The sequence below is a fragment of the Alphaproteobacteria bacterium genome (assembly GCA_019635875.1).
Taxonomy (GTDB): Bacteria; Pseudomonadota; Alphaproteobacteria; order Reyranellales; family Reyranellaceae; genus JAFAZJ01.
Genome location: JAHBYP010000001.1, coordinates 871,739 through 892,766, shown reverse-complemented (window position 1 = coordinate 892,766; position 21,028 = coordinate 871,739). Strand labels below are relative to the sequence as shown.

Sequence of the window (21,028 nt, the reverse complement as noted above, 5' to 3'; positions counted from 1 at the left end):
TGTCTTCTAGCATGGACAGCAAATGGACCGCGCCCGGGTCGGCGCTGATCGTGATCGACGTGCAGAACGATTTCTGTCCGGGCGGCGCGCTCGCCGTGCCGCGGGGCGACACGATCATTCCCGCCGTGAACCGGCTGATTGCGATGTCGGACCTCGTGGTGCTGACGCAGGATTGGCATCCCCGGGGACACGGCTCCTTCGCTTCCTCGCATGCCGGCCGCCAGCCGTTCGAGAGCGTCGAAATGGCGTATGGCGCGCAGACGCTGTGGCCCGACCACTGCGTGCAGGGCACGCCGGGCGCCGAATTCCATGCCTCGCTCGAGGCGACGCCGGCGGCGCTGATCGTGCGCAAGGGCATGCGTGCGGCCGTCGATTCCTATTCCGCCTTCTTCGAGAACGATCGGCGCACGACCACCGGCCTCGACGGCTGGCTGCGCAGCCGCGGCGTGGACCGTGTGCTGCTCTGCGGTCTGGCCTATGACTTTTGCGTGGCCTATTCGGCGCTCGACGCGGCGCGGCTCGGCTTCGCCACCGCGGTGGTCGAGACCGCCTGCGCCGCCATCGATCTCGACGGCAGCCGCGCCCTGCAGCAAAAGGCCATGCGCGACGCGGGTGTGAGCCTGCAGGCATCCTGAAGCGCCGCGCTTGTGTCGCAATCCACAGGCACAGAGCGGGCCGCCGGGCCTTCCTCCCGCCCGGCGCCTGCTCTACTCTGCGCAAAACGGAAGCAGCCCCCCGATGCACTACCGCCAGGAACTCGACGATCTGTTCGCCGACCGCGTCGGCGATCGCGGCCTCACGCGCGCGGCCTATGCCGCGGAGCTGGAGCGCGCAGTGCCGGCCTTGGAAAAGCTGCGCCGACGGCACGCCGACGGGTCGCTGCCCCTCCTGCGCCTGCCGGCGGCGCGCGACGACCTGGCGGCGCTCAAGCCGCACGCCGCGCATCTGCGCCAGTTCGAGCACGCGGTGATCCTCGGCATAGGCGGCTCCAGCCTCGGCGGACAGACGCTCGCGGCCATGACCGATATCGGCTTCGGTCCGGCGCGCGGCGGTCCCAAGCTGTGGTTCATGGACAACATCGATCCGGACACGTTCGGCGAATTGCTGACCCGGCTCGATCTGACCAAGACCACCTTCATCGCCATCTCCAAGTCGGGCGGAACCGCCGAGCCGCTGATGCAGCTTTTCGTCGCACTCGAGGCGCTCGAGGCGAAGCTCGGCAAGGCGAAGGTCGCCGACCATCTGATCGCCATCACCGAGAACACCGACAACGCCCTGCGCCGTATCGCCACGCGCATCGGCTGCCCGATCCTCGAGCACGACCCCAAGGTCGGCGGTCGCTATTCCGTGCTGTCGCTGGTCGGCCTGCTGCCGGCGATGGCCGCGGGCCTCGATGTCGCGGCGATCCGCGAGGGCGCCGCCAGCGTGCTCGACCAGGCGCTGAAGGCCAATGCGCCCGAGGACAGCGCCGCCGCCGCGGGCGCGGCCGCTTCGGTCGGCCTGTGGCGCGAGCGCGGCATCCACACCACGGTGCTGATGCCCTATGTCGACCGCCTGGCCTATTTCGGCCTGTGGTACCGCCAGCTGTGGGCCGAGAGCCTGGGCAAGCAGGGCGTCGGCACCACGCCGGTGCGCGCCATGGGCACGGTCGACCAGCACAGCCAGCTGCAGCTCTATCTCGGCGGGCCGGCCGACAAGATGTTCACCGTGCTGATGCGCGACTCCGCCGGCGAAGGCCGCAAGGTGCCGAAGGCGGCGCTGGGCGGCGACGCTTCGCTCGACTATCTCGGCGAGCATTCGCTGGGCGATCTGTTGCAGGCCGAAGCCGAGGCCACCGCCGTGACCCTGGCGCGCAACGGCCGGCCGACGCGCCGTCTGCGCTTTGCCAGGCTCGACGAGCGCGTCATGGGCGCGCTCCTGATGCACTACATGCTGGAGACCATCGTCGCCGCCGATCTGTGGAACGTCGACGCCTTCGACCAGCCCGCCGTCGAGGAGGGCAAGGTCCTGGCGCGCGAGTATCTCGGCGCGCGCAGATGACGGCGGCGCACTTCTTCCCTTCTCCCCGCGCAGGCGGGGAGAAGGTGCCGAGCGCAGCGAGGCGGATGAGGGGCTTCCGGCCTCTCAGCGACGACGGTGCGCGTCGCCAGTCCGCGAAGCCCCTCATCCGCCCTTCGGGCACCTTCTCCCCGCCATCGCGGGGAGAAGGAGTGTGAAGCCATGATCCGTCGCCTGCCACCCACGATGGTCAACCGCATCGCCGCCGGCGAGGTGGTCGAGCGGCCGGCCTCGGCGGTGAAGGAGCTGGTGGAGAACGCGCTCGACGCCGGCGCCACGCGCATCGCCGTCAGCCTGGTCGAAGGCGGCCGCACGCTGATCACCGTGGTCGACGACGGATCAGGCATGTCGGCCGGCGAGATGGCGCTGGCGGTCGAACGCCACTGCACATCGAAGCTCGACGACGGCGACGACCTGCTCGACATTCGCACCCTGGGCTTCCGCGGCGAGGCGCTGCCGTCGATCGCCTCGGTCAGCCGCTTCGCGCTGACCTCCAGGCCGAGGGGCGCCGACAGCGCCTGGACCCTGCGCATCGACGGCGGGGCCAAGGGCGAGCCGGTGCCGGCGGCGCATCCGCCGGGCACGCGGGTCGAGGTGCGCGACCTCTTCTACGCCGTGCCGGCGCGGCTGAAGTTCCTCAGGGAGCCGCGCAGCGAGTCGGCCCAGGTCGCCGATGCGCTCAAGCGCCTGGCGATGGCGCATCCCGGAATCGCCTTCAGCCTCGAGGATGAGAGCCGCACGGTCTTCTCGTATCCCGCGATCGCACCATCGCTGGTCGAGGACGGCGAGGATGGCGCGCGCCTGCAGCGGCTCGCCGCCGTGATGGGCCGCGATTTCGCGCAGAACGCGCTGCCGATCCGCGCCGAGCGCGAGGGCTTTGTGCTCACCGGCCACGTCGGTCTGCCGACCTTCAATCGCGGCACGGCGCAGCATCAGTATCTCTTCGTCAACGGCCGGCCGGTGCGCGACAAGCTGCTGGCCGGCGCGGTGCGCGGCGCCTACCAGGATTTCCTGGCGCGCGACCGTCACCCGCTGGTGGCGCTGTTCCTCGAAGCCCCCAGAGGCATGGTCGACGTCAACGTGCATCCGGCCAAGACCGAGGTGCGCTTCCGCGACTCAGGCGTGGTGCGCGGCCTGATCGTCGGTGCGATCCGCCACGCGCTGCTGGGCGCCGGCCATCGCGCCAGCACGACGGTGGCGCAGGCGGCGCTGGGCGCGGCACGGCCGGTCGGCGGCCTGCCGATCGGCGGCTGGTCGGGCTCGTATGGCGGCGCCGTGCCGGCGCGGCCCTCGCCCGGTCTCGCCGAGGCCGCCGCGGCGTTCTTCGCCCCGCAGGCGCCCAGCGGCCAGACGGCAACGGGGCAGCCGGCGCCGGTCGAGGATCTGCGCACTTACCCGCTGGGTGCCGCGCGCGCGCAAATCCACGGCACCTACATCGTGGCGCAGACCGAGGACGGCGTGGTGATCGTCGACCAGCACGCCGCGCACGAACGCCTGGTCTACGAGCGCATGAAGGAGTCGATCGCCCTGTCGGGCGTTAAGCGCCAGAGCCTGCTGATCCCGGAGATCGTCGAGATGGACGAGGACGCCGTGCGCCGCCTGGTGGCGCGCACCGAGGATCTCGCCGAACTGGGCCTCGTGCTCGAAGGCTTCGGCCATGGTGCGGTGGCGGTGCGCGAAAGCCCGGCGCTGCTGGGCGACACCGACATTGCCGGGCTGGTGAAGGACCTCGCCGACGAGCTGGCGGAGTTCGGCGAGCACCTGTCGCTCAAGGAACGGCTCGAGGAGGTCTGCGGCACCATGGCCTGTCACGGCTCGGTGCGCGCCGGACGGCGCCTGTCGCTCGACGAGATGAACGCGCTGTTGCGCCAGATGGAAGCCACGCCGCATTCCGGCCAGTGCAACCACGGCCGACCGACCTATGTGGAACTCAAGCTGGCCGACATCGAGCGGCTGTTCGGACGGCGGTGAATGAAGCGTCTCCTGTTTGCGGCCGCGTTGTTGGCCGCCAGCGCCCCCGTCCTGGCGCAGACTCGCACACCCGCGCCCACCGACCGGATCTTGGCGACGCCGTTCGATGGCACCTGGGTGGGTACCGCGGCGGCATCGGGTTCGTGCGCGCCGCTCGAGATCCGGCTGACCATCGAGGGTGGCGCCGTCGACGGCACGGCATCGGAGCCGGAGCGGCCGCGAGCGGCGATCACCGGCAAGAAGGGCGAGGCACTGCCGGTGCCGCCGGCGCTGTGGCAATTGCACGGCCGCGTGCAGACCGACGGTGCGCTGAAGCTTGCGGGACTGCGCTCCATGAAGGAGCGGGACCGCCAGAACTCGACCTGGAACGGCCGTGCCACGGCGAATTCGATCTCGCTTGCCGAATCCGGCGCCGGCTGCTCGCGCGCCGCGACGCTGACACGCGGCCGCTGAACTCGCCGGTCAGGCGGCGGTCGCGCGCGTCTGGGCGATCAGCTCGTCCAGGCGCTCGAGGCCCGAGGCGTAGGAGCCTTCCACGACATCGCGCAGGACCATGTCCACCTGTTCGGCGAAAGACGCGGGCTTGCGCTGCAGGCGCGTGACGGACGCGACGGCCCCCTTCTCGTTGAGCAGCCAGACACCGTTGGCCGCGTGCAGGCTCTGGCAGAGGCAGGCGATCGAGCGGAAGGCGCAGCCCGCGATATAGACCGTGTCGCCGCGCGCCCGCGACTTCTCGGCGTTCTCCAGCGAGAAGCATGCCTCCCACTCGAAGCGACGGCGCAGCTCGCGCTTCATCGCTTCGGGATAGGGCGTGGTCCGCGCCCGCTCAGCCGCCAGCGCGCCATCGGGATCGTGCAGCACCTTGCACAGCGCCACCTCGCCGGCGTAGATCGACGAGACGAAGGCGTGCGGATGCCCTGGCTGGTAGGCGATCTCGACCTTGCCGGCGCGGCAGTCGTCGATCACCCGCGCCACCTTCGCGAGATCGCGATAGAGCAGGTCGACGCGCATTTCCTCGATCACCAGCCAGCCGCCGCCGTCGATCCACGGACCCCAGCCGCCGACCGGTGTCACCGTCGCCTCGGCGCCGCGATCGTCGATCTCGGCCGCGATTCGGCCCAGCGTCGCCACGTCGAGCGGCGCGGCGCCATCGTAGTACAGGCCGATGTCGTAGTCGGAATGCGGCGTTGCCGTGCCGCGGGCGCGCGAGCCGCCCAGCGCGATGGCGCGCACGCCCGGCACTGTCGACAGCACCTCGGTAAGCTCGGCCAGCAGCCGCTCGTCGTTGGCCACGATCATGCGAACTCCTCGATGTCGCCCAGGGCCTGCTGCTCGGCGAAGCGTGCGTTCCAGTCGGCGAGAGCGCCCCGCTCGATCGCCGTACGCAGGCCGCGCATCACGTCCTGGTAGAAGTGCAGATTGTGCCATGTCAGCAGCATGGCACCGAGGATCTCGTCGCTGCGGATCAGGTGATGCAGATAGGCACGGCTGTACGACGCGCAGGCGGGACAGGCACAACCCTCGACGATCGGCCGTGGATCGTCGCGATGGCGCGCGTTGCGCAGGTTGAGCTCGCCGCGCCAGGTGAAGGCCTGCGCCGTGCGGCCGGCGCGCGTCGGCATGACGCAGTCGAACATGTCGATGCCGCGCGTCACGGCGCCGACGATGTCGGCGGGCCGGCCCACCCCCATCAGGTAGCGCGGCCGTTCGGCGGGCAGCGCCGGCACGGTGACGTCGAGCGTGGCGAACATCGCCGCCTGGCCTTCGCCCACCGCCAGCCCGCCGATGGCGTAGCCGTCGAAGCCGATATCGGTGAGCGCCTTCGCCGATTCGAGGCGCAGGTCGGGATAGACGCTGCCCTGCACGATTCCGAACAGGCCGTGGCCGGGGCGCTCGGCGAAGACGCGCCTGCCGCGCTCGGCCCAGCGCATGGAAAGCCGCATCGACTTGGCCGCCTCATCCTGCGACACCGGCCAGCTGGTGCACTCATCGAACGACATGGTGAGGTCGGCGCCGAGCCGGCGCTGGATATCGAGCGAGATGTCGGGCGTCAGACGATGCGTCGAGCCGTCGATATGCGACCGGAAGGTCACGCCCTCGGCGTCGAGCGCGCGCAGCTTGCTGAGCGACATCACCTGGAAGCCGCCCGAATCGGTGAGGATCGGTCCCTGCCAGTTCATGAAGCGATGCAGGCCGCCCAAGCGCTCGACGCGCTCGGCGCCGGGCCGCAGCATCAGATGATAGGTGTTGCCGAGCACGATCTGGGCGCCGGTGGCGGCGACCGACTCGGGCAGCATCGCCTTGACCGTCGCCGCCGTGCCCACGGGCATGAAGGCGGGCGTCTCGACGCTGCCATGCGCCGTCGTCAGTCGGCCGCACCGCGCCCAGCCATCGCGCGCGATCACCTCGTAGCCGATGCTCATGCCTGGTCGTTCCGGTGCAGCAGGGTGGCGTCGCCGTAGGAGTAGAAGCGGTACGCGCGGGCGACGGCGTGGGCGTAGGCCGCCTGCATGCGCCCGAGCCCGGCGAAGGCGCTGACCAGCATGAACAAGGTCGAGCGCGGCAGGTGGAAATTGGTCAGCAGCAGGTCGACGACGCGGAAGCGGAAGCCCGGCGTGATGAAGATTGCGGTCTCACCGGACCACGCCTCGACACGGCCATCGCGCGCCGCCGCGACGCTCTCCAGCAGGCGCAGCGCGGTCGTGCCTACCGAGACGACGCGGCCGCCCCGCGCGCGGGTCTGGGCAATCGCGCGCACGGCTTCGGCGCCGACCTCGCCCCATTCGGCATGCATGACGTGCGAGTCGGTGTCGGCCACGCGCACCGGCTGGAAGGTGCCGGCGCCGACATGCAGGGTGACCATGGCCGTCGCGACGCCCTTCTCGCGCAGGGCGGCGAGCAGCGCGGGCGTGAAGTGCAATCCCGCCGTCGGCGCCGCGACCGCGCCGTCGCGGGCGGCATAGACGGTCTGGTAGTCGGCGCGGTCGCGCTCGTCGCCGATGCCGCCGCGGATATACGGCGGCAGCGGCACGGCGCCGTGCCCATCGAGCAGTCGTGGCAGGCTGGCCTCGTCGGCGTCGAACACCAGATCGAGCGCGCCTTCGCCGGTCTTGTCGCGCACCAGGGCCGTGAGGCCATCGCCGAAGCGCAACGTGTCGCCCGGCTTCAGCCGCTTGCCCGGCCGGCAGAACGCCCGCCACGCGCCGTCGGCCAGGCGGCGCACCAGCAACGCCTCGAAGCTGACGTCACGACGCGCCTCGGGACCGTCGCCGCCGTCGCCCGGCCTGATGCCACGCAGGCGGGCCGGGATCACGCGTGTGTCGTTGAAGACCAGCAGGTCGCCTTCGCGCACCAGCGAGGGCAGGTCGCGCACCAGGCGATCGACCGGCGCGTCGGCGCCCACCTCGAGCAGCCGCGCCGAGTCGCGCGGCTCGGCCGGGCGCTGCGCGATGCGCTCCGCCGGCAGCTCGAAATCGAACAGCTCGACGCGCATGGGCTCAGGCAGCTCGCGGCACGACGACGTTCATCAATGCCCGGAACGGCGCAAGGAAGACCAGCGCCAGCGCCAGCTTGACCGCCAGGTCGCCCAGCGACAGCGTCACCACCGACGGGCCCACGGCCTGCGGCATGAAAGGCATGACGCCGATGAAGGCGATGCCGAAGAACAGCGCCGTGTCGACCACCGAGCCCAGCGCCGAGCTGATGAACGGCGCCTTCCACCAGATGGCGCGGCGCAGGCGATTGAAGACATGGATGTCGAGGAGCTGGCCCACGAGGAAGGCGATACCCGAAGCCAGCGCGATGCGCCACGGCGCCAGCGCGCCCGACAGCAGCACGCCGATGACGAAGCCGACATAAACGACCTGCCGCGCACGCTCCGGTCCGAAGGCGCGATTGGCGAGATCGGTGACGAGGAACGTCACCGGGTAGATCAACGCGCCCCAGGTGAGCCAGGCGTTGACCGGGAACTGCACGGCGTAGTTCGCGGCGGCGACGACCGCCACCATGGCGGCGACGGCCAGGGCCATCCCGCGGGAGATGTTCGACATATCCGATCCTCCTGCCCTCTCCGGCGACACAGGCCAGCGGGCGCGCGCTTATACTGGAGACGCGCCAAAGGCGCTACAAACTCCGGTCAACAGCAAGGAGCCCATCGTGCGCGCATACAGGATCGCCGCCATTCCCGGGGACGGCATCGGCAAGGAAGTCATCCCGGCCGGCGTCGAGGTGCTGACCAGGCTGTCGCGGATGACCAACGATTTCCGCCTCGATTTCACCGAGTTCCCGTGGGGCTCCGACTTCTATCGTTCGACCGGCGCGCTGATGCCCGAGGACGGGCTCGAGACGCTGAAGCCCTTCGACGCCATCTATTTCGGCGCGGTGGGCGACCCGCACGTGCCCGATCACGTCACGCTCTGGGGCCTGCGCCTGAAGATCTGCCAGGGCTTCGACCAGTACGCCAATGTGCGGCCCACCCGCGTGCTGCCGGGGCTGAAGAGCCCGCTTTCCGACTGCCCGCCGGGCAAGCTCGACTGGGTGATCGTGCGCGAGAACAGCGAGGGCGAGTACGCCGGCCAGGGCGGCCGGTCCCATCGCGGCCATCCCGAGGAGATCGCCACCGAGGTCTCGATCTTCACCCGCGCCGGCGTCAGTCGCATCATGCGCTTCGCCTTCGAGCTGGCGCGCGCGCGGCCGCGCAGGAAGTTGACGGTGATCACCAAGTCCAACGCCCAGCGCCACGGCATGGTGCTGTGGGACGAGATCGCCGCCGAGACGGCGCGCGACTTCCCCGACGTCTCGGTCGACAAGGAGCTGGTCGACGCCGCCACGGTGCGCATGGTCAATCGCCCCGAGAGCCTCGACACCATCGTCGCCACCAACCTGCACGCCGACATCCTGAGCGACCTCGCCGCGGCGCTGGCCGGCAGCATCGGCATCGCGCCCACTGGCAATGTGAACCCCGAGCGCAAGTTCCCCTCGATGTTCGAGCCGATCCATGGTTCGGCCTTCGACATCATGGGCAAGGGCCTGGCCAATCCGATCGGCACCTTCTGGTCGGCGGTGATGATGCTGGAACATCTCGGAGAAGCGGACGCAGCCGGCCGACTGATGCGCGCGATCGAGCGCGTCACCGCGGAGGCAAAGACGTTGACCCGCGACCTCGGCGGCACGGCGGGAACGGCGGCGGTTACCTCGGCTATTTGCAGCGCTCTGGAACAAACCTGAGCAATTGTTCAGTTCATACCAAATGTCATGTAACATCTGTTCAGAGGTCCGCGCCGCGGGGGACGTGGGTGTCTGGCGTGACCGCGTCTCCCGGTCCCGATCGGTTCGCTTACCATGCCGCGCAGGAAGAACCAGGTACCGCCGCCCTTGCCCGGCGAGAATCCCGATGGCCGGCGGCGGCGTGGCGACCGCACCCGCCAGCGCCTGTTCGAGGCCGCCGGCGAGTTGATGCGCGAGCGCGACGAGATGCCGACGGTGGCGCAGATCGCGCAGCGCGCCGGCGTCGTGCCGCGCACGCTCTACCAGCATTTTCCCGATTCGGCGGCGCTCTACGGCGCCACCTTTGACCACTTCCTCGCCACGGCCAGCGCCAGCCTGCCCGATCTGTCGCCGGCCGGGGCCCTGAAGGCACGCATCCACGGCTTCGTCGAGCGGCGCGCGCGGATCTGCGAGGACTGGCTGCCGCTTTGGCGCGTCGGCGTCCGCTTCGCGCGGCACGACCCCACCTACCGCGCGCGAATCGAGAATATGGTCGATGCGCTGCGCATCCGCATGCGCATCCTCTACGAGCCCGAGCTGGCCCCGTTGTCGCCCGACGATCAGCGCCTGCTGATCGACGCCGTGACCACGCTCACCGATCACGAGGGCTGGGCCCATCTGCGCTGGATCTGCGGTTACGACTGGGAGAAGGCCTGCGCCGTCTGGCGCTTCGCCATCGAGGCGCAGTTCGCGGCGATGGCGAATAGGGGCTGACGCGCGCCGCCGCGCATGCTGATCTTGACGCGCTCGGCATGGGAGGAGCGCATGGGCAGCAGCTACGACGCGAAGCGGATCGAGGCCATGGGCCGGCCGCGCGGCATGCCGTTTCGCATCACCAAGATCGGCCACGTGGTGCTCAACGTCGCCGACCTCGAGCGCTCGGCGCGCTTCTATACCGAGGTGCTGGGGCTGGAGATTTCCGACGTCTATCCCGAGAGCATGATGCCGGGCGGCATGGTCTTCCTGCGCTTCAACGGCGACCACCACGGCATCGCGCTGGTCGGGGCGCTGGAGGGCATTTCGACTGGCACCGAGCTGCATCACCTCGCCTTCGAGGTTGGCTCGCTCGACGAGGTGCTGCTGGCGGCCAGGCGCATCCGCGCCGCCGGCGCGACGGTCGATTTCGAGGGCCGCCGCCGCGCCGGCGTGCAGATCGCGGTGGAGTTCCGCGACCCCGACGGCCATCGGCTGGAGATCTACTGGGGCCTCGACCAGGTGGGCAGCGACGGCCGCGTGCGACCCGCGGATGAGTGGAAGGGGGCACGCAGCTTCGCCGACGCCATCAACGATCCGGTGCGCGGCCAGGACACCACGCTGCGCGATCCCTCGCTGCTCCAACCCTAGACGACGTCCATCACCTCGACCGTGTCCTCGGCGGGCGCCACGGTGTCGGTGAGCGGCACGGCCACGAAGTGGTGGACGCCCTCGACGGTCGTCGTGCGCCGCACGAGGCCGCGCGACTCCAGGCAATGCAGGTGCGCCAGCGTCTCGCCGAAGGCGAACACCACCTGGTTGTTGTCGAGGTGGCGCGCAAACAGCACCGGCACCATCTGCCAGCACGTGGCGCCCTTCTCGCCGTAGCCGGTGATCGCCGCCAGCATCTCGGCCAGCCGCGCCTCGTGATGCGCCACGAGCTGGTCGAGACGGGTGTGCAGGCCGACGAAAGGGAAGCCGTGGCTGGGCAGCACCAGCGCGTCGGCCGGCAGGCGGCGGAAGCGCACGAAGCCGGTGAGGAACCAGGTCAGCGCGTCGGCCATCGGCTCGTTGGGCCACACGCCGATATTGGTGCTGATCTTGGGCAGCACCTGGTCGCCCGAGATCAGCAGGTTGAGATCGGCGCACCACAGCGAGACGTGCTCGGGCGCATGGCCACGGCCGACGATCACCTGCCAGCGATGGCCGCCCAGCGAGACGCGATCGCCGTGCATCAGGCGACTGAACGCCGCCGGCAGCGGGCCGACGCCCCTGGAGTACCCGCCGCGATGCAGGTGGAAGGTCGCGACCTTCTCCTCCGGCACGCCGCCGCGCCTGAGGTGCGCCGCACGCGATTCGTTGTCGTCGACCAGCCCGTTGCGGATCGCCTGCGCGCTCATGTAGTCGCCCAGCGACATGTAGAGCGGTGCCTGCCAGCGCGCGCACAGCCAGCCGGCCAGGCCGACATGATCAGGATGCATGTGGGTGGCGACCACCGCCTTGACCGGCTTGCCCTTCAGATGGGTGGCGAAGATGTGCTCCCAATGCGCCTTGGTCTCGTCGAGCTGCATGCCGCAATCGACGATGGTCCAGCCGTCGGCCTCCTCCAGCAGATAGAGATTGATGTGGTTGAGCTGGAAGGGCAGCGGCATGCGCAGCCAGTGGATGCCGGGAGCCACCTGCTTGAGCTCCCCGGCGAGCGGGGCGTCGCCGCACGGGAAGCGCAGCTGCGCCAGAAGCCGCTGGGCGTGTTCGATATGGTCGAGCATCGATCGAATCCGAATGAATGTACGTTTATGGTGCGATGCAGCAAGGTACGCGTGACGCTACGTTCTGTCACCCCCGGGGCGCGAGTGCCCGCCATGCGATATCGCGGCGACAGAAGCCCTCCGGCCAGTCGATGGCATCGACCGCCGCATAGGCGCGCCGCCGCGCCTTCTCGACCGTGGGCGCCATGGCCGTGACGTTCAGCACGCGCCCGCCATTCGCCAGGATGCGATCGCCGTCGCGCCTGGTGCCGGCGTGGAAGACGGTGACGCCTTCGACCTTGCCGGCCGCGTCCAGGCCGCGGATCTCGCTGCCCTTCAGCGGGTTGTCGGGATAGCCCCTCGCCGCCATGACGACCGTGAGCGCGGTCTCGTCGTGCCAGCGCAGGTCGAAATGCGCCAATTCGCCATCGGCCGTGGCGAGCAGCGCCGGCACGATGTCCGACTTCAGGCGCATCATCAGCACCTGGCACTCGGGATCGCCGAAGCGGCAATTGTACTCGATCAGCTTCGGCCCGCTGCGGGTCAGCATCAGCCCGGCGAAGAGCACGCCCCTGAACGGCGCGCCCTCGGCCCGCATCGCCCGCACCGTCGGCACGATGATCTCGTCCATGACGCGTCGCGCGACCTCGGGCGTCACGCAGGGCGCCGGAGAATAGGCGCCCATGCCGCCGGTATTGGGGCCGACATCGCCGTCGCCGACGCGCTTGTGGTCCTGCGCAGCGACCAGCGGCAGCACATGCTCGCCATCGACCAGGGCAAAGAAGCTGGCCTCCTCACCCTCCATGAACTCCTCGATCACGACAGAGCTGCCGGCGGCGCCGAAGCGGTTGCCGGCCAGCATGTCGCGGCTCGCGGCGATCGCCTCGGCCTCGTCCCTGGCGATGATCACGCCCTTGCCCGCCGCCAGGCCGTCGGCCTTCACCACGATCGGCGAGCCCTTCCAGACATTGCCTTGGCGGCGGATATAGGCTTCGGCCGCGTCGAGCTCGGTGAAGCGCTCATAGGTCGCGGTGGGAATGCCGTACTTGCGGCAAAGATCCTTGGTGAAGCCCTTGGAGCCCTCCAGCCGCGCCGCCGCCGCGGAGGGGCCGAACACCCTGATCCCCGCCTCGGCCAGCCGATCCGCCAGGCCCGCGACCAGCGGCATCTCCGGCCCGACGACGACGAAGTCCATCGACTCGCGCTTGGCCAGCTCGACCAGCCCGGGGATGTCTTCCTGCCCGACCGCGATACAGTCGGCGACGTCGGCGATGCCGGCATTGCCCGGCGCGCAGATCAGCCGGTCGCACAGCGGCGAGGCCGCGATGGCCCAGCACAGCGCATGCTCCCGCCCGCCGTTTCCGACCACCATGATCCGCATGAAGACTCTCCGCGAGGCTTGAAAACCCGACCCTGCACGTCCAACATGACTATGGTCATGACCATAGTCACGAAGGAGGTGCCGCCATGACTAAAATCATGAAGGCATCCGAGTGCAAGGCGAAGTTGCTCGCCGTGCTCGACGAGGTCGCCGCGACCGGCGAGCCGGTGACGGTGACGAAGAACGGCAAGCCGGTCGCCCAGATCGTCTCGCTGGTCGTCAGGCCGGCGGCGATCACAGGTGCGCTCAAGGGCTCGTTCGCCATCGTCGGCGACATCGTCTCATCCAGCGAGCCCGACTGGGACGAAGACCGCGAATTCCGCAACATAACGGGACAGCTGCATGAGGCTCCTGCTCGATACGCACGCGATCATCTGGCTGACGCAGGACGAGCGGAGGCTGGGCCAAAAGGCGCGGGCGGCATGCGAAAGCGCGTTCGCCGCAGGTGATCTGCTTGTCTCGACGGTCAGCTACTACGAGATCGTCGATCTCATTCGAAAGAAGCGGCTGGCCCCGGCGGTCGACGTCGACCAATGGCGTCAGCGTCTGCTCCAGACAGGCGTCGTCGAGGTTCCGGTATCGGGAACGATCGCTGTCACCGCCGGTCGCCTGGAAGCCTTTCATCGCGACCCCTGGGATCGCATGATCGTCGCGACCGCCTTGGCGGAGACTTCGGCGGTGGTGACCGGAGACGAGGAGATCCTGGAGTGGCGCGGGACATTGCAGCGTCTCGACGCTCGCCGCTGACACAAGGCATATACTGTCGCGATGACTGACGCCGTCGAAGCCACCGGCCACAACGCGCCGGAGTTCACCGTCTCGGAGCTGGCCTTCGCGCTCAAGCGCGAGGTCGAGCAGGCGTTTCCCCGCGTGCGCGTGCGCGGCGAGATCTCGCAGCCCAGCTTCCCGCGCTCCGGCCATTGCTATTTCCGCCTCAAGGACGCCGACGCGGTGCTCGAGGCGGTGTGCTGGAAAGGCGGCATCCCGCGCCTGGGCATGAAGATCGAGGACGGCCTGGAGGTCATCGCCTCGGGCCGCATCACCACCTATCCCGGCAGCTCCAAGTACCAGATCGTCGTCGACCGGCTCGAGCTGGCCGGCCAGGGCGCGCTCCTGAAGCTGCTGGAGGAGCGGCGCAAGAAGCTCGCCGCCGAGGGCCTGTTCGCTGCCGAGCGCAAGCGGGCCCTGCCCTTCCTGCCCGAGGTGATCGGCGTGATCACTTCACCATCGGGCGCGGTGATCCGCGACATCCTGCATCGCCTCGCCGACCGCTTCCCGCGCCACGTGCTGTTATGGCCGGTCTCGGTGCAGGGCGAGCGCGCCGCCGGCGAGGTCGCCGCCGCCATCGAGGGCTTCAACCGCCTGCAGCCTGGCGGCGCGGTGCCGCGGCCCGATCTGCTGATCGTGGCGCGCGGCGGCGGCAGCCTGGAGGATCTGTGGGCTTTCAACGAGGAGGTCGTGGTGCGCGCCGCAGCGGCCTCGACGATCCCGCTGATCTCGGCGGTCGGCCACGAAACCGACACCACGCTGATCGACTTCGCGTCCGACTACCGCGCACCCACGCCGACCGCCGCCGCCGAGAGGGCCGTGCCGGTGCGCGCCGAGCTGCTTGGCGACCTGCGCGAGCACGATGGACGGCTGCTCAACGCGCTCACCCGCCGCCTGCGCGAAGCGCAGACCGAGCTGGCCGGCCTGTCGCGCGGCCTGCCCGACCCGCGCCGGCTGATCGAGGAGCGCGCCCAGCGCGTCGACGATTCGGCCGAGCGGCTCGCCAAGGCGACGGTCAATCTCGTGGCCCTCAAACGCTCGGGCTTCGACGGTCTGGGCGCGCGCCTGCGCACGCCGCGCGAGGTGATCGAACGCAAGGGCCGCGAGCTGGCCGAGGAATGGCGCGTGCTGCTGGGCGGGCTGCGTGGCTATCTCGGCGATGCGCGGCAGAAGGGCGAGCGCGCCGGCGATCGCATGGCGGTGCTGAGCGAGCGGCTCGCCCGTGCAACGGCGGGTCTCGTGGAGCAGCACGGAACACGCGTGGAGTCGCTCGGCAAGCTGCTCGACAGCTACTCTTTCAAGGGCACGCTGGCGCGCGGCTTCGCGCTGGTGCGCGACACGTCCGGCGCGCCGCTGCTGAGCGCGACCGCCGCGGCGCCGGGAACCGCGGTCAGCATCGAGTTCGGCGACGGCCGGGTCGGCGCGACCATCGACGCAGAGCCGCGCCCGGCCGCGCCGAGACCGCAGCGGGCGGCGCCAAGGCACCGCGGCGGCGCGCAGGGCGACCTGTTCTGACGCGCTACTGCGTGAAGCCCAGCAGGCGCGGCAGAAACAGGATGAGGTCGGGCACGAAGGCGATGATCAGCAGGGTCGCGACGATCGCCGACAGGAACGGCACCAGCGGCCTGATCAGCCTTTCCATCGGCAGGCCGCTGACCGCCATGCCGACGAACAGGCACAATCCGACCGGCGGCGTGATATGGCCGACGGCCGAGGCGATGACGCAGACCATGCCGAAATGAATCGGATGCACGCCGATCTCCTGTGCCACCGGCAGAAGCACGGGCACGGTCACCAGGATGATCTCCGAGGGCGTCAGGAACGTTCCCAGCATCATGTAGAGCAGGATCACCAGCAGGATGAACATCCACCATGCCGGATGCAGCGCGGCGATCGCGGTGGCGACCATGAAGGGAAACTTCGAGTAGCTGAGCACCCAGCCGAAGGCGCCGACGAAGCCGATGATCATGCCGATGACGCCCGACAGACGCGCGCTGTCGGCGAAGATCCTCGGCAGCTCGCGCAGCGCCGGCTCGCGATAGAAGATCGGTGGCACGGCCAGCGCATAGACCACGGCCACCGCGGCCGCCTCCGTCGGGGTGAACAGGCCGAACATGATGCCGCCCATGATGATCGCCGGGATGACCAGGGCAGGCAGGGCGCGCAGGAAAGAGCCGCCGAACTGGCGCAGGCTCGGCGGCGGCTCCTTCGGGTAGTTGCGCTTGCGGGCCATGACGAAGACCGGCACCGCCATGCCCAGGCCGATCAGCAGGCCGGGCACGATGCCGGCGGCGAACATCGCCGCGACCGATTCATCGGCCATCCAGGCGAAGATCACGGCGATGATCGAGGGCGGGATGATCGGCGCCACCACGGCGGTCGAGACAGTGAGCGCGGTGGCGAAGTCGCGGTCGTAGCCCTTGCGCTCCATCTGCGGGATCAGGAAGGTGCCCAGCGCCGAGACGTCGGCCACGGCCGAGCCCGAGATGCCGCCGAACACCATGCTGTCGACGACGTTGACGTAGGCCAGGCCGCCGCGGAAGCGGCCGACCAGCGCCGTGGCGAAGTCAATGATCACGCGCGCCACCCCTCCGCGCGCCGCGATGTTGCCGGCCAGGATGAAGAGCGGCGCCGACAGCAGCAGGTAGGAATCCGACAGCAGACCGACGAAGCGGGTGGGGATGATGATCGGGTTGAGCGCCGGTACCATCATCGCCGTCGCCAGCGCCGCCACGCCCAGCGCCGGGCCGATCGGCACGCCGAGCACGATGCAGATCAGGAAGGCGATCAGAAGCGTTTCCGCCATACCGTCCTCAGGGCGAAGTATATGTTGCGCAGCATCGGCGGGATCATGAAGGCGGCGCCGAACGGAATGGCGGCGAAGACGTAGTCGAGCGTCAGGCCGAGGCCTGAGCTGGTCTGGTAGCCGGCGTTGGGCACCAGGGTCATGCTGAGGTGGATCAGGTAGGCGAACAGCACCACGCCGGCGGCGTTGACCAGCGCCACCAGCAACGCACGCGGCGTCGGCGGCAGCAGGTTCTGGAAGTAGTCCAGCGTGGTGTGCTCGTTGCGCCACATCGCGGCGGCACCGCCGATCATCACCAGCCAGACGAAGAGGTAGCGCGGGATCTCCTCGATGCCGTCGACGCCGGTGAGCCCGAGATAGCGCAGCACCACTTGGGTGAAGACCGCCACGGTCATGACGGCGAGGATCACGCCGCCGATGTAGCCCAGCGCGTTGTACAGCCGCGCGCCGACCGAGGGCGCCTTGGCGGTGCCCTCGGTCTCTTCCCCCGACGATGAGGCCATGATGCGGGCCGAGGCGCTGCTACTTCACGCCCTGAATATAGTCGACCATCTTCTTCGCATCCTTGCCGGCAGCGGTGGCGAAGAACTCGGCGTAGACGCTCTCCGTCGCCTTCAGGAACGGCGCCGGATCGGGCTTGGTGATGGTGACCCCCTTGGCGCGCACCTGATCCTGGATGCTCTTGTCCTCGTCGAGGATGAACTGGCGGTTGAAGGTGCGCGCGTGGTTCCAGGCGTCGCCGATCGCCTTCTTGCCGGCGTCGTCCTGCCTGGCCCATGAGGCCTTGGACATCACCAGCGCCACCGCCTGGTGCGTGTGGCGCACGTCGGCGACGTACTTGACGATGTCGTAGAACTTGTTGTGATAGAAGGTGTTGACGCCGCCCTCGGCGAAATCGATGACCTTGGTCTGCAGCGCCGTGGCGACCTCGGGGAAGGCGATCGGGGTCGAGATCATGCCGAGCGCCTTGAACGTGGCGACCAGGATCTTGTCCTCCTGCACACGAACCTTCTTGCCCTTGACGTCGTCGAGCTTGTTGATCGGATGGTGGCCGTAGATGCCGCGGTAGCCGGCCGCGATGAATCCGACCAGCTTGAAGCCCTTCTTGTCGAGCACGGCATCGTAGTACTTGGTCAGCGTATCGCTGCCGTCGAGCGATTTGAACAGGTGGGCGTAGTCGCGGAAGATGTAGGGAAGCTGGAATACCGACATTTCGGGGATCAGCGTCGACAGCGGCGCCGTGGTGATCGGGCCGAAATCGACGGCGCCGAGCTGGATCTGCTGCGCCACCTCGCGCTCGCCGCCCAACGCACCCGAGTGATGGTGCGCGACCTTGAGCTTGCCACCGCTCAGCTCCGCGAGCTTGTCGATGAACTGCTGCGAGGCCTGCGACGTGCCGTGCCGCGGCGGGTTGATGTTGCCCATGCTCAGGTCCTTGGCCTGGGCAAAGGCGGCGCGACCGGTGCCGAAGGCGCCTGCCAAGGCCAGCATCGATGCGGAAACTACCGTACGCCTGCGGAACTCCATCATGTCCGTTCCTCCCGGATCGCCGCCCCGCGCCCCATCGCGCGTTGCGGTCGTGCCTGCTTCTCGATGGCTGGAAGTCGCAGCCCCCACTACCGCTCGATCCTGCGGAGCGCTGACGGCAAAGGTCAAGGCCGAAAGCCGGGGAGGTTGATCGGGCGCCGGCTTCGCGCGAGGCTGCGGGCGCGTTCGGAATCGGAGGAATCGACATGACCGCGGTGAAGTTCCAGCAGCTCGGCACCGAGACCATCCAGCAGCTGATGTATGCCAGCACTGCGACGGTGACGATGCAGCTGATGAAGCGCGGGCTGCGTACCATGGCGATCAATCTCAAGGCCGTGAACCCGTCGGCCACCCGCATGGTCGGTCCGGCCTATACGCTGCGCTACATCCCGGCGCGCGAGGACCTCGACCTGCCGCCCAAGCCCAGCGACCCGGAGAATGCGCAGAAGCACGCGGTCGAGAACGCGCCGCCGGGCAGCGTGCTGGTGGTGTCGACCGGCGGCGAGCTGCGCTCCGGCACCTTCGGCGACATCCTGGTGGCGCGCATGCAGGTTCGCGGCCTGGCCGGCATCGTCTCGGACGGCGCGATGCGCGACGTGCCGGCGGTCTCCGGCATGAAGCTGCCGGTATTCTCGGCCTGCGCCGCGGCGCCACCGAGCATGACCACCCTGCATCCGGTCGACGTGCAGCAGCCGATCGGCTGCGGCGGCGTGCCGGTCTATCCCAACGACGTTATCGTTTCGGACGCCGACGGCGTGGTGGTGATCCCGCGCCACATGGCGGCCGAAGTGGCGCGCGATTCCTTCGAGCAGGAACGGCTGGAGAAGTTCGTCGCCATGCGGGTGAAGCAGGGCCACACGATTCCCGGCCTCTATCCGCCCAACGACGAGAACAAGGCGCTGTACCAGAAGTGGATCGAGGCGGGCGAGCCGGAGAACGGCTGAGCGCAATCACTCCGCCGGGCCGACGATCGGCGCGAGATTGGCCTCGAACATCTCGGCCGTGCGCCGCCATGAATAGCGCATGGCGTGGGCGCGGCACTGGCCGCGGTCAAGCGTCATGGCGTTGAGCGCGGCGGCGCGCAGGTCGGCATCGAGCGCGCCCACCGCGGTGCCGCCGACGACATCCAGCGGGCCGGGCACCGGATAGGCCGCGACCGGCAGGCCCGAGGCCAGCGCTTCGAGCAGCACAAGGCCGAAGGTGTCGGTGCGGCTGGGAAAGACGAAGACGTCGGCGGCGCGATAGAGCGCGGCCAGATCCTCGCCGTGCTTGTGTCCGGTGAAGCGCACCCGGGGATAGCGCGCCTTCAGCTTTTCCAGCATCGGCCCGCCGCCCACGACCCACTTCTCGCCCGGCAGGTCGAGCTTGAGGAAGGCCTTGATGTTCTTCTCGACCGCGACGCGGCCGACATAGAGGAAGATCGGCCGCTGCGTGTCGTCGGGGGTCGGTCCCGGCGCGCGCGGCGTGAAGAGATCGAGATCGACGCCGCGTGTCCAGGCCACGATGTTGGAGAAGCCGCGCGCGGCGAGATCGGCGCGGATCGTCTCGGTCGACACCATGACGGCGCGCGAGGGCGCGTGGAAGCGCCGCATGATGGCGTAGGTCCAGGACAGCGGGAAGAACATGCGCGCACGCACATACTCGGGAAAGCGCGTGTGATAGGCGGTGGTGAAAGGCAGCTTGCGGCGCAGGCACATGCGGCGCGCGGCGAAGCCCAGCGGCCCCTCGGTGGCGACGTGGATGGCATCGGGCGCGAACTTGCGGATCAGGTGCTCGAGCCGGCGGCCCGGCAGCAGCGCCAGGCGGATCTCGGGATAGGTCGGGCAGGGAATCGTAGCGAAACGGTCAGGACCGAAGACCTCGACGATGTGGCCCATCGCCACGAGCTCGCCGCGCACGGTGTCGATGGTGCGCACCACGCCATTGACCTGCGGGTACCAGGCGTCCGAGACGATCGCGATGCGCAAGCGTTCCCCGTCTTGGTTTATTCGGCGGCCAGTCGCGGTTCCTGGGCGCGAGTCGGAATGGCGGCGGCGGATTGCGCCGTCCAGCGCAGGATCGACATGCGGCCGTCGTAGTCCTCGACCAGCGCCGTGCAGCTCTCGACCCAGTCGCCGTCGTTGCAGTAGGTCACACCGTCGATGGTGCGGATCTGCGCGTGATGGATGTGACCGCAAACCACGCCGTCGACGTGGCGCCGCCGGGCCTCGGCGGCCACCGCCTTCTCGAAGTCGGCGATATAGCTGACGGCGTTCTTGACCTTGTACTTCAGCCACGCCGACAGCGACCAGTACGGCAGGCGCAGCAGGCGGCGCACCGTGTTCATCATCACGTTGAGCCTGAGCGCCAGGGCATAGGCCCAGTCGCCGAGGATCGCCAGCCAGCGCGCGTAGCGCACGACAGCGTCGAACTCGTCGCCGTGGATGATCAGCAGCCGCTTGCCGTCGGCGGTCTCGTGGAACGCCTCGCGCATGACCTGCACGCCGCCGAAGGTCAGCCCGCAATAGTCGCGCGCCGCCTCGTCGTGGTTGCCCGGCACGTACACCACATGGGTGCCCTTGCGCGCCTTGCGCAGCACCTTCTGCACGACGTCGTTGTGCGCCTGGGGCCAGTACCACCAGCGCTTCAGTCGCCAGCCATCGACGATGTCGCCGACGAGGTAGAGGTGGTCGCTCTCGTTGTGCTTGAGGAAATCGAGCAACAGCTCGGCCTGACATCCGCGCGTGCCAAGATGGATGTCGGAGAGGTATATGGTGCGCCAGTACTGAACCATGACACGCCATTAGTTGCGTTGCCCTGTGGATACTCCTT

Annotated in this window: 22 protein-coding genes; 11 read left to right on the top strand and 11 right to left on the bottom strand. The window is 69.1% G+C overall.

Going from position 1 to position 21,028, the window contains the following annotated elements; genetic code table 11:
- Positions 1-11 precede the first annotated feature (11 nt).
- The 4 genes from pncA (at position 12) to KF889_04465 (ending at position 4,482) form a co-directional block, all read left to right on the top strand.
- Entirely contained in the window at positions 12-635 is a 624-nt protein-coding gene (gene pncA / locus KF889_04480; protein ID MBX3498678.1) for a bifunctional nicotinamidase/pyrazinamidase, read from the top strand.
- Between the two features lie 103 nt (positions 636-738).
- Positions 739-2,040: a glucose-6-phosphate isomerase gene (locus KF889_04475; GenBank protein MBX3498677.1), complete on the top strand. Its 1,302-nt coding sequence runs from the start codon at positions 739-741 to the stop codon at positions 2,038-2,040.
- Between the two features lie 180 nt (positions 2,041-2,220).
- Positions 2,221-4,029 carry a DNA mismatch repair endonuclease MutL gene (gene mutL, locus KF889_04470; protein MBX3498676.1) on the top strand — a complete coding sequence of 603 codons (1,809 nt, stop codon included), beginning with the start codon at positions 2,221-2,223 and terminating at the stop codon, positions 4,027-4,029.
- Positions 4,030-4,482 carry a hypothetical protein gene (locus KF889_04465; protein MBX3498675.1) on the top strand — a complete coding sequence of 151 codons (453 nt, stop codon included), beginning with the start codon at positions 4,030-4,032 and terminating at the stop codon, positions 4,480-4,482.
- A 9-nt stretch (positions 4,483-4,491) separates the two neighbouring features.
- On the opposite strand, the gene KF889_04460 is transcribed toward KF889_04465, so the two are convergent.
- Genes KF889_04460 through KF889_04445 form a run of 4 tightly spaced genes read right to left on the bottom strand, consistent with a single transcriptional unit; the run spans position 4,492 to position 8,036 of the window.
- Positions 4,492-5,328: a nucleotidyltransferase domain-containing protein gene (locus tag KF889_04460; GenBank protein ID MBX3498674.1), complete on the bottom strand. Its 837-nt coding sequence runs from the start codon at positions 5,326-5,328 to the stop codon at positions 4,492-4,494.
- Complete coding sequence (tgt, locus tag KF889_04455) at positions 5,325-6,452, bottom strand: tRNA guanosine(34) transglycosylase Tgt (protein MBX3498673.1); 1,128 nt, start codon at positions 6,450-6,452, stop codon at positions 5,325-5,327. The genes KF889_04460 and tgt overlap by 4 nt, the downstream gene beginning before the upstream one ends.
- Positions 6,449-7,522 (bottom strand): tRNA preQ1(34) S-adenosylmethionine ribosyltransferase-isomerase QueA, encoded by a 1,074-nt coding sequence (gene queA, locus KF889_04450; GenBank protein MBX3498672.1) that lies wholly within the window; start codon positions 7,520-7,522, stop codon positions 6,449-6,451. The genes tgt and queA overlap by 4 nt, the downstream gene beginning before the upstream one ends.
- A gap of 4 nt (positions 7,523-7,526) precedes the next feature.
- Positions 7,527-8,036 (bottom strand): queuosine precursor transporter, encoded by a 510-nt coding sequence (locus KF889_04445; GenBank protein ID MBX3498671.1) that lies wholly within the window; start codon positions 8,034-8,036, stop codon positions 7,527-7,529.
- Positions 8,037-8,184: 148 nt separating this feature from the next.
- Between KF889_04445 and KF889_04440 the strand changes: the two genes are divergently transcribed.
- The 3 genes from KF889_04440 to KF889_04430 all read left to right on the top strand — a co-directional run bounded on the left by KF889_04440 (position 8,185) and on the right by KF889_04430 (position 10,638).
- Complete coding sequence (locus KF889_04440; protein ID MBX3498670.1) at positions 8,185-9,255, top strand: tartrate dehydrogenase; 1,071 nt, start codon at positions 8,185-8,187, stop codon at positions 9,253-9,255.
- A gap of 114 nt (positions 9,256-9,369) precedes the next feature.
- Positions 9,370-10,008, top strand: coding sequence for a helix-turn-helix transcriptional regulator (locus tag KF889_04435; protein MBX3498669.1), 639 nt, complete (start codon positions 9,370-9,372; stop codon positions 10,006-10,008).
- Between the two features lie 51 nt (positions 10,009-10,059).
- A complete protein-coding gene (locus tag KF889_04430) occupies positions 10,060-10,638 on the top strand; it encodes a VOC family protein (GenBank protein ID MBX3498668.1) in 579 nt (192 codons plus the stop codon).
- Here the strand turns inward: KF889_04430 and KF889_04425 are convergent.
- Both KF889_04425 and purD read right to left on the bottom strand, forming a co-directional pair.
- On the bottom strand, positions 10,635-11,756 hold the full coding sequence (locus KF889_04425; GenBank protein MBX3498667.1) for an MBL fold metallo-hydrolase: 1,122 nt from the start codon (positions 11,754-11,756) through the stop codon (positions 10,635-10,637). The genes KF889_04430 and KF889_04425 overlap by 4 nt on opposite strands.
- A gap of 67 nt (positions 11,757-11,823) precedes the next feature.
- Positions 11,824-13,116, bottom strand: a complete 1,293-nt coding sequence (gene purD / locus KF889_04420; protein MBX3498666.1) for a phosphoribosylamine--glycine ligase — start codon at positions 13,114-13,116, stop codon at positions 11,824-11,826.
- A gap of 86 nt (positions 13,117-13,202) precedes the next feature.
- Between purD and KF889_04415 the strand changes: the two genes are divergently transcribed.
- The 3 genes from KF889_04415 to KF889_04405 are packed head-to-tail and all read left to right on the top strand — an operon-like array spanning position 13,203 to position 15,399.
- On the top strand, positions 13,203-13,565 hold the full coding sequence (locus tag KF889_04415; protein MBX3498665.1) for a type II toxin-antitoxin system Phd/YefM family antitoxin: 363 nt from the start codon (positions 13,203-13,205) through the stop codon (positions 13,563-13,565).
- Positions 13,459-13,863, top strand: coding sequence for a type II toxin-antitoxin system VapC family toxin (locus KF889_04410; protein ID MBX3498664.1), 405 nt, complete (start codon positions 13,459-13,461; stop codon positions 13,861-13,863). Before KF889_04415 ends, KF889_04410 begins: the two co-directional genes overlap by 107 nt.
- Before the next feature lie 21 nt (positions 13,864-13,884).
- Positions 13,885-15,399 carry an exodeoxyribonuclease VII large subunit gene (locus KF889_04405; protein MBX3498663.1) on the top strand — a complete coding sequence of 505 codons (1,515 nt, stop codon included), beginning with the start codon at positions 13,885-13,887 and terminating at the stop codon, positions 15,397-15,399.
- Positions 15,400-15,403: 4 nt separating this feature from the next.
- Here KF889_04405 and KF889_04400 read toward each other — a convergent pair whose 3' ends face one another.
- Genes KF889_04400 through KF889_04390 form a run of 3 tightly spaced genes read right to left on the bottom strand, consistent with a single transcriptional unit; the run spans position 15,404 to position 18,220 of the window.
- Complete coding sequence (locus KF889_04400; GenBank protein ID MBX3498662.1) at positions 15,404-16,690, bottom strand: TRAP transporter large permease; 1,287 nt, start codon at positions 16,688-16,690, stop codon at positions 15,404-15,406.
- Positions 16,672-17,193 (bottom strand): TRAP transporter small permease, encoded by a 522-nt coding sequence (locus KF889_04395; GenBank protein MBX3498661.1) that lies wholly within the window; start codon positions 17,191-17,193, stop codon positions 16,672-16,674. Before KF889_04395 ends, KF889_04400 begins: the two co-directional genes overlap by 19 nt.
- A gap of 19 nt (positions 17,194-17,212) precedes the next feature.
- A complete protein-coding gene (locus KF889_04390) occupies positions 17,213-18,220 on the bottom strand; it encodes a TRAP transporter substrate-binding protein (protein ID MBX3498660.1) in 1,008 nt (335 codons plus the stop codon).
- A gap of 203 nt (positions 18,221-18,423) precedes the next feature.
- Here KF889_04390 and KF889_04385 point away from each other — a divergent pair, with 203 nt between their 5' ends.
- Positions 18,424-19,161, top strand: coding sequence for a ribonuclease activity regulator RraA (locus KF889_04385; protein MBX3498659.1), 738 nt, complete (start codon positions 18,424-18,426; stop codon positions 19,159-19,161).
- A 6-nt stretch (positions 19,162-19,167) separates the two neighbouring features.
- On the opposite strand, the gene KF889_04380 is transcribed toward KF889_04385, so the two are convergent.
- Together KF889_04380 and KF889_04375 are read right to left on the bottom strand one after the other, a co-directional pair.
- The gene (locus tag KF889_04380; protein MBX3498658.1) at positions 19,168-20,184 is read right to left on the bottom strand and encodes a glycosyltransferase family 1 protein; all 1,017 of its coding nucleotides are present in this window, start codon (positions 20,182-20,184) and stop codon (positions 19,168-19,170) included.
- Positions 20,185-20,201: 17 nt separating this feature from the next.
- The gene (locus KF889_04375) at positions 20,202-20,990 is read right to left on the bottom strand and encodes a UDP-2,3-diacylglucosamine diphosphatase (protein MBX3498657.1); all 789 of its coding nucleotides are present in this window, start codon (positions 20,988-20,990) and stop codon (positions 20,202-20,204) included.
- Positions 20,991-21,028: the final 38 nt, after the last annotated feature.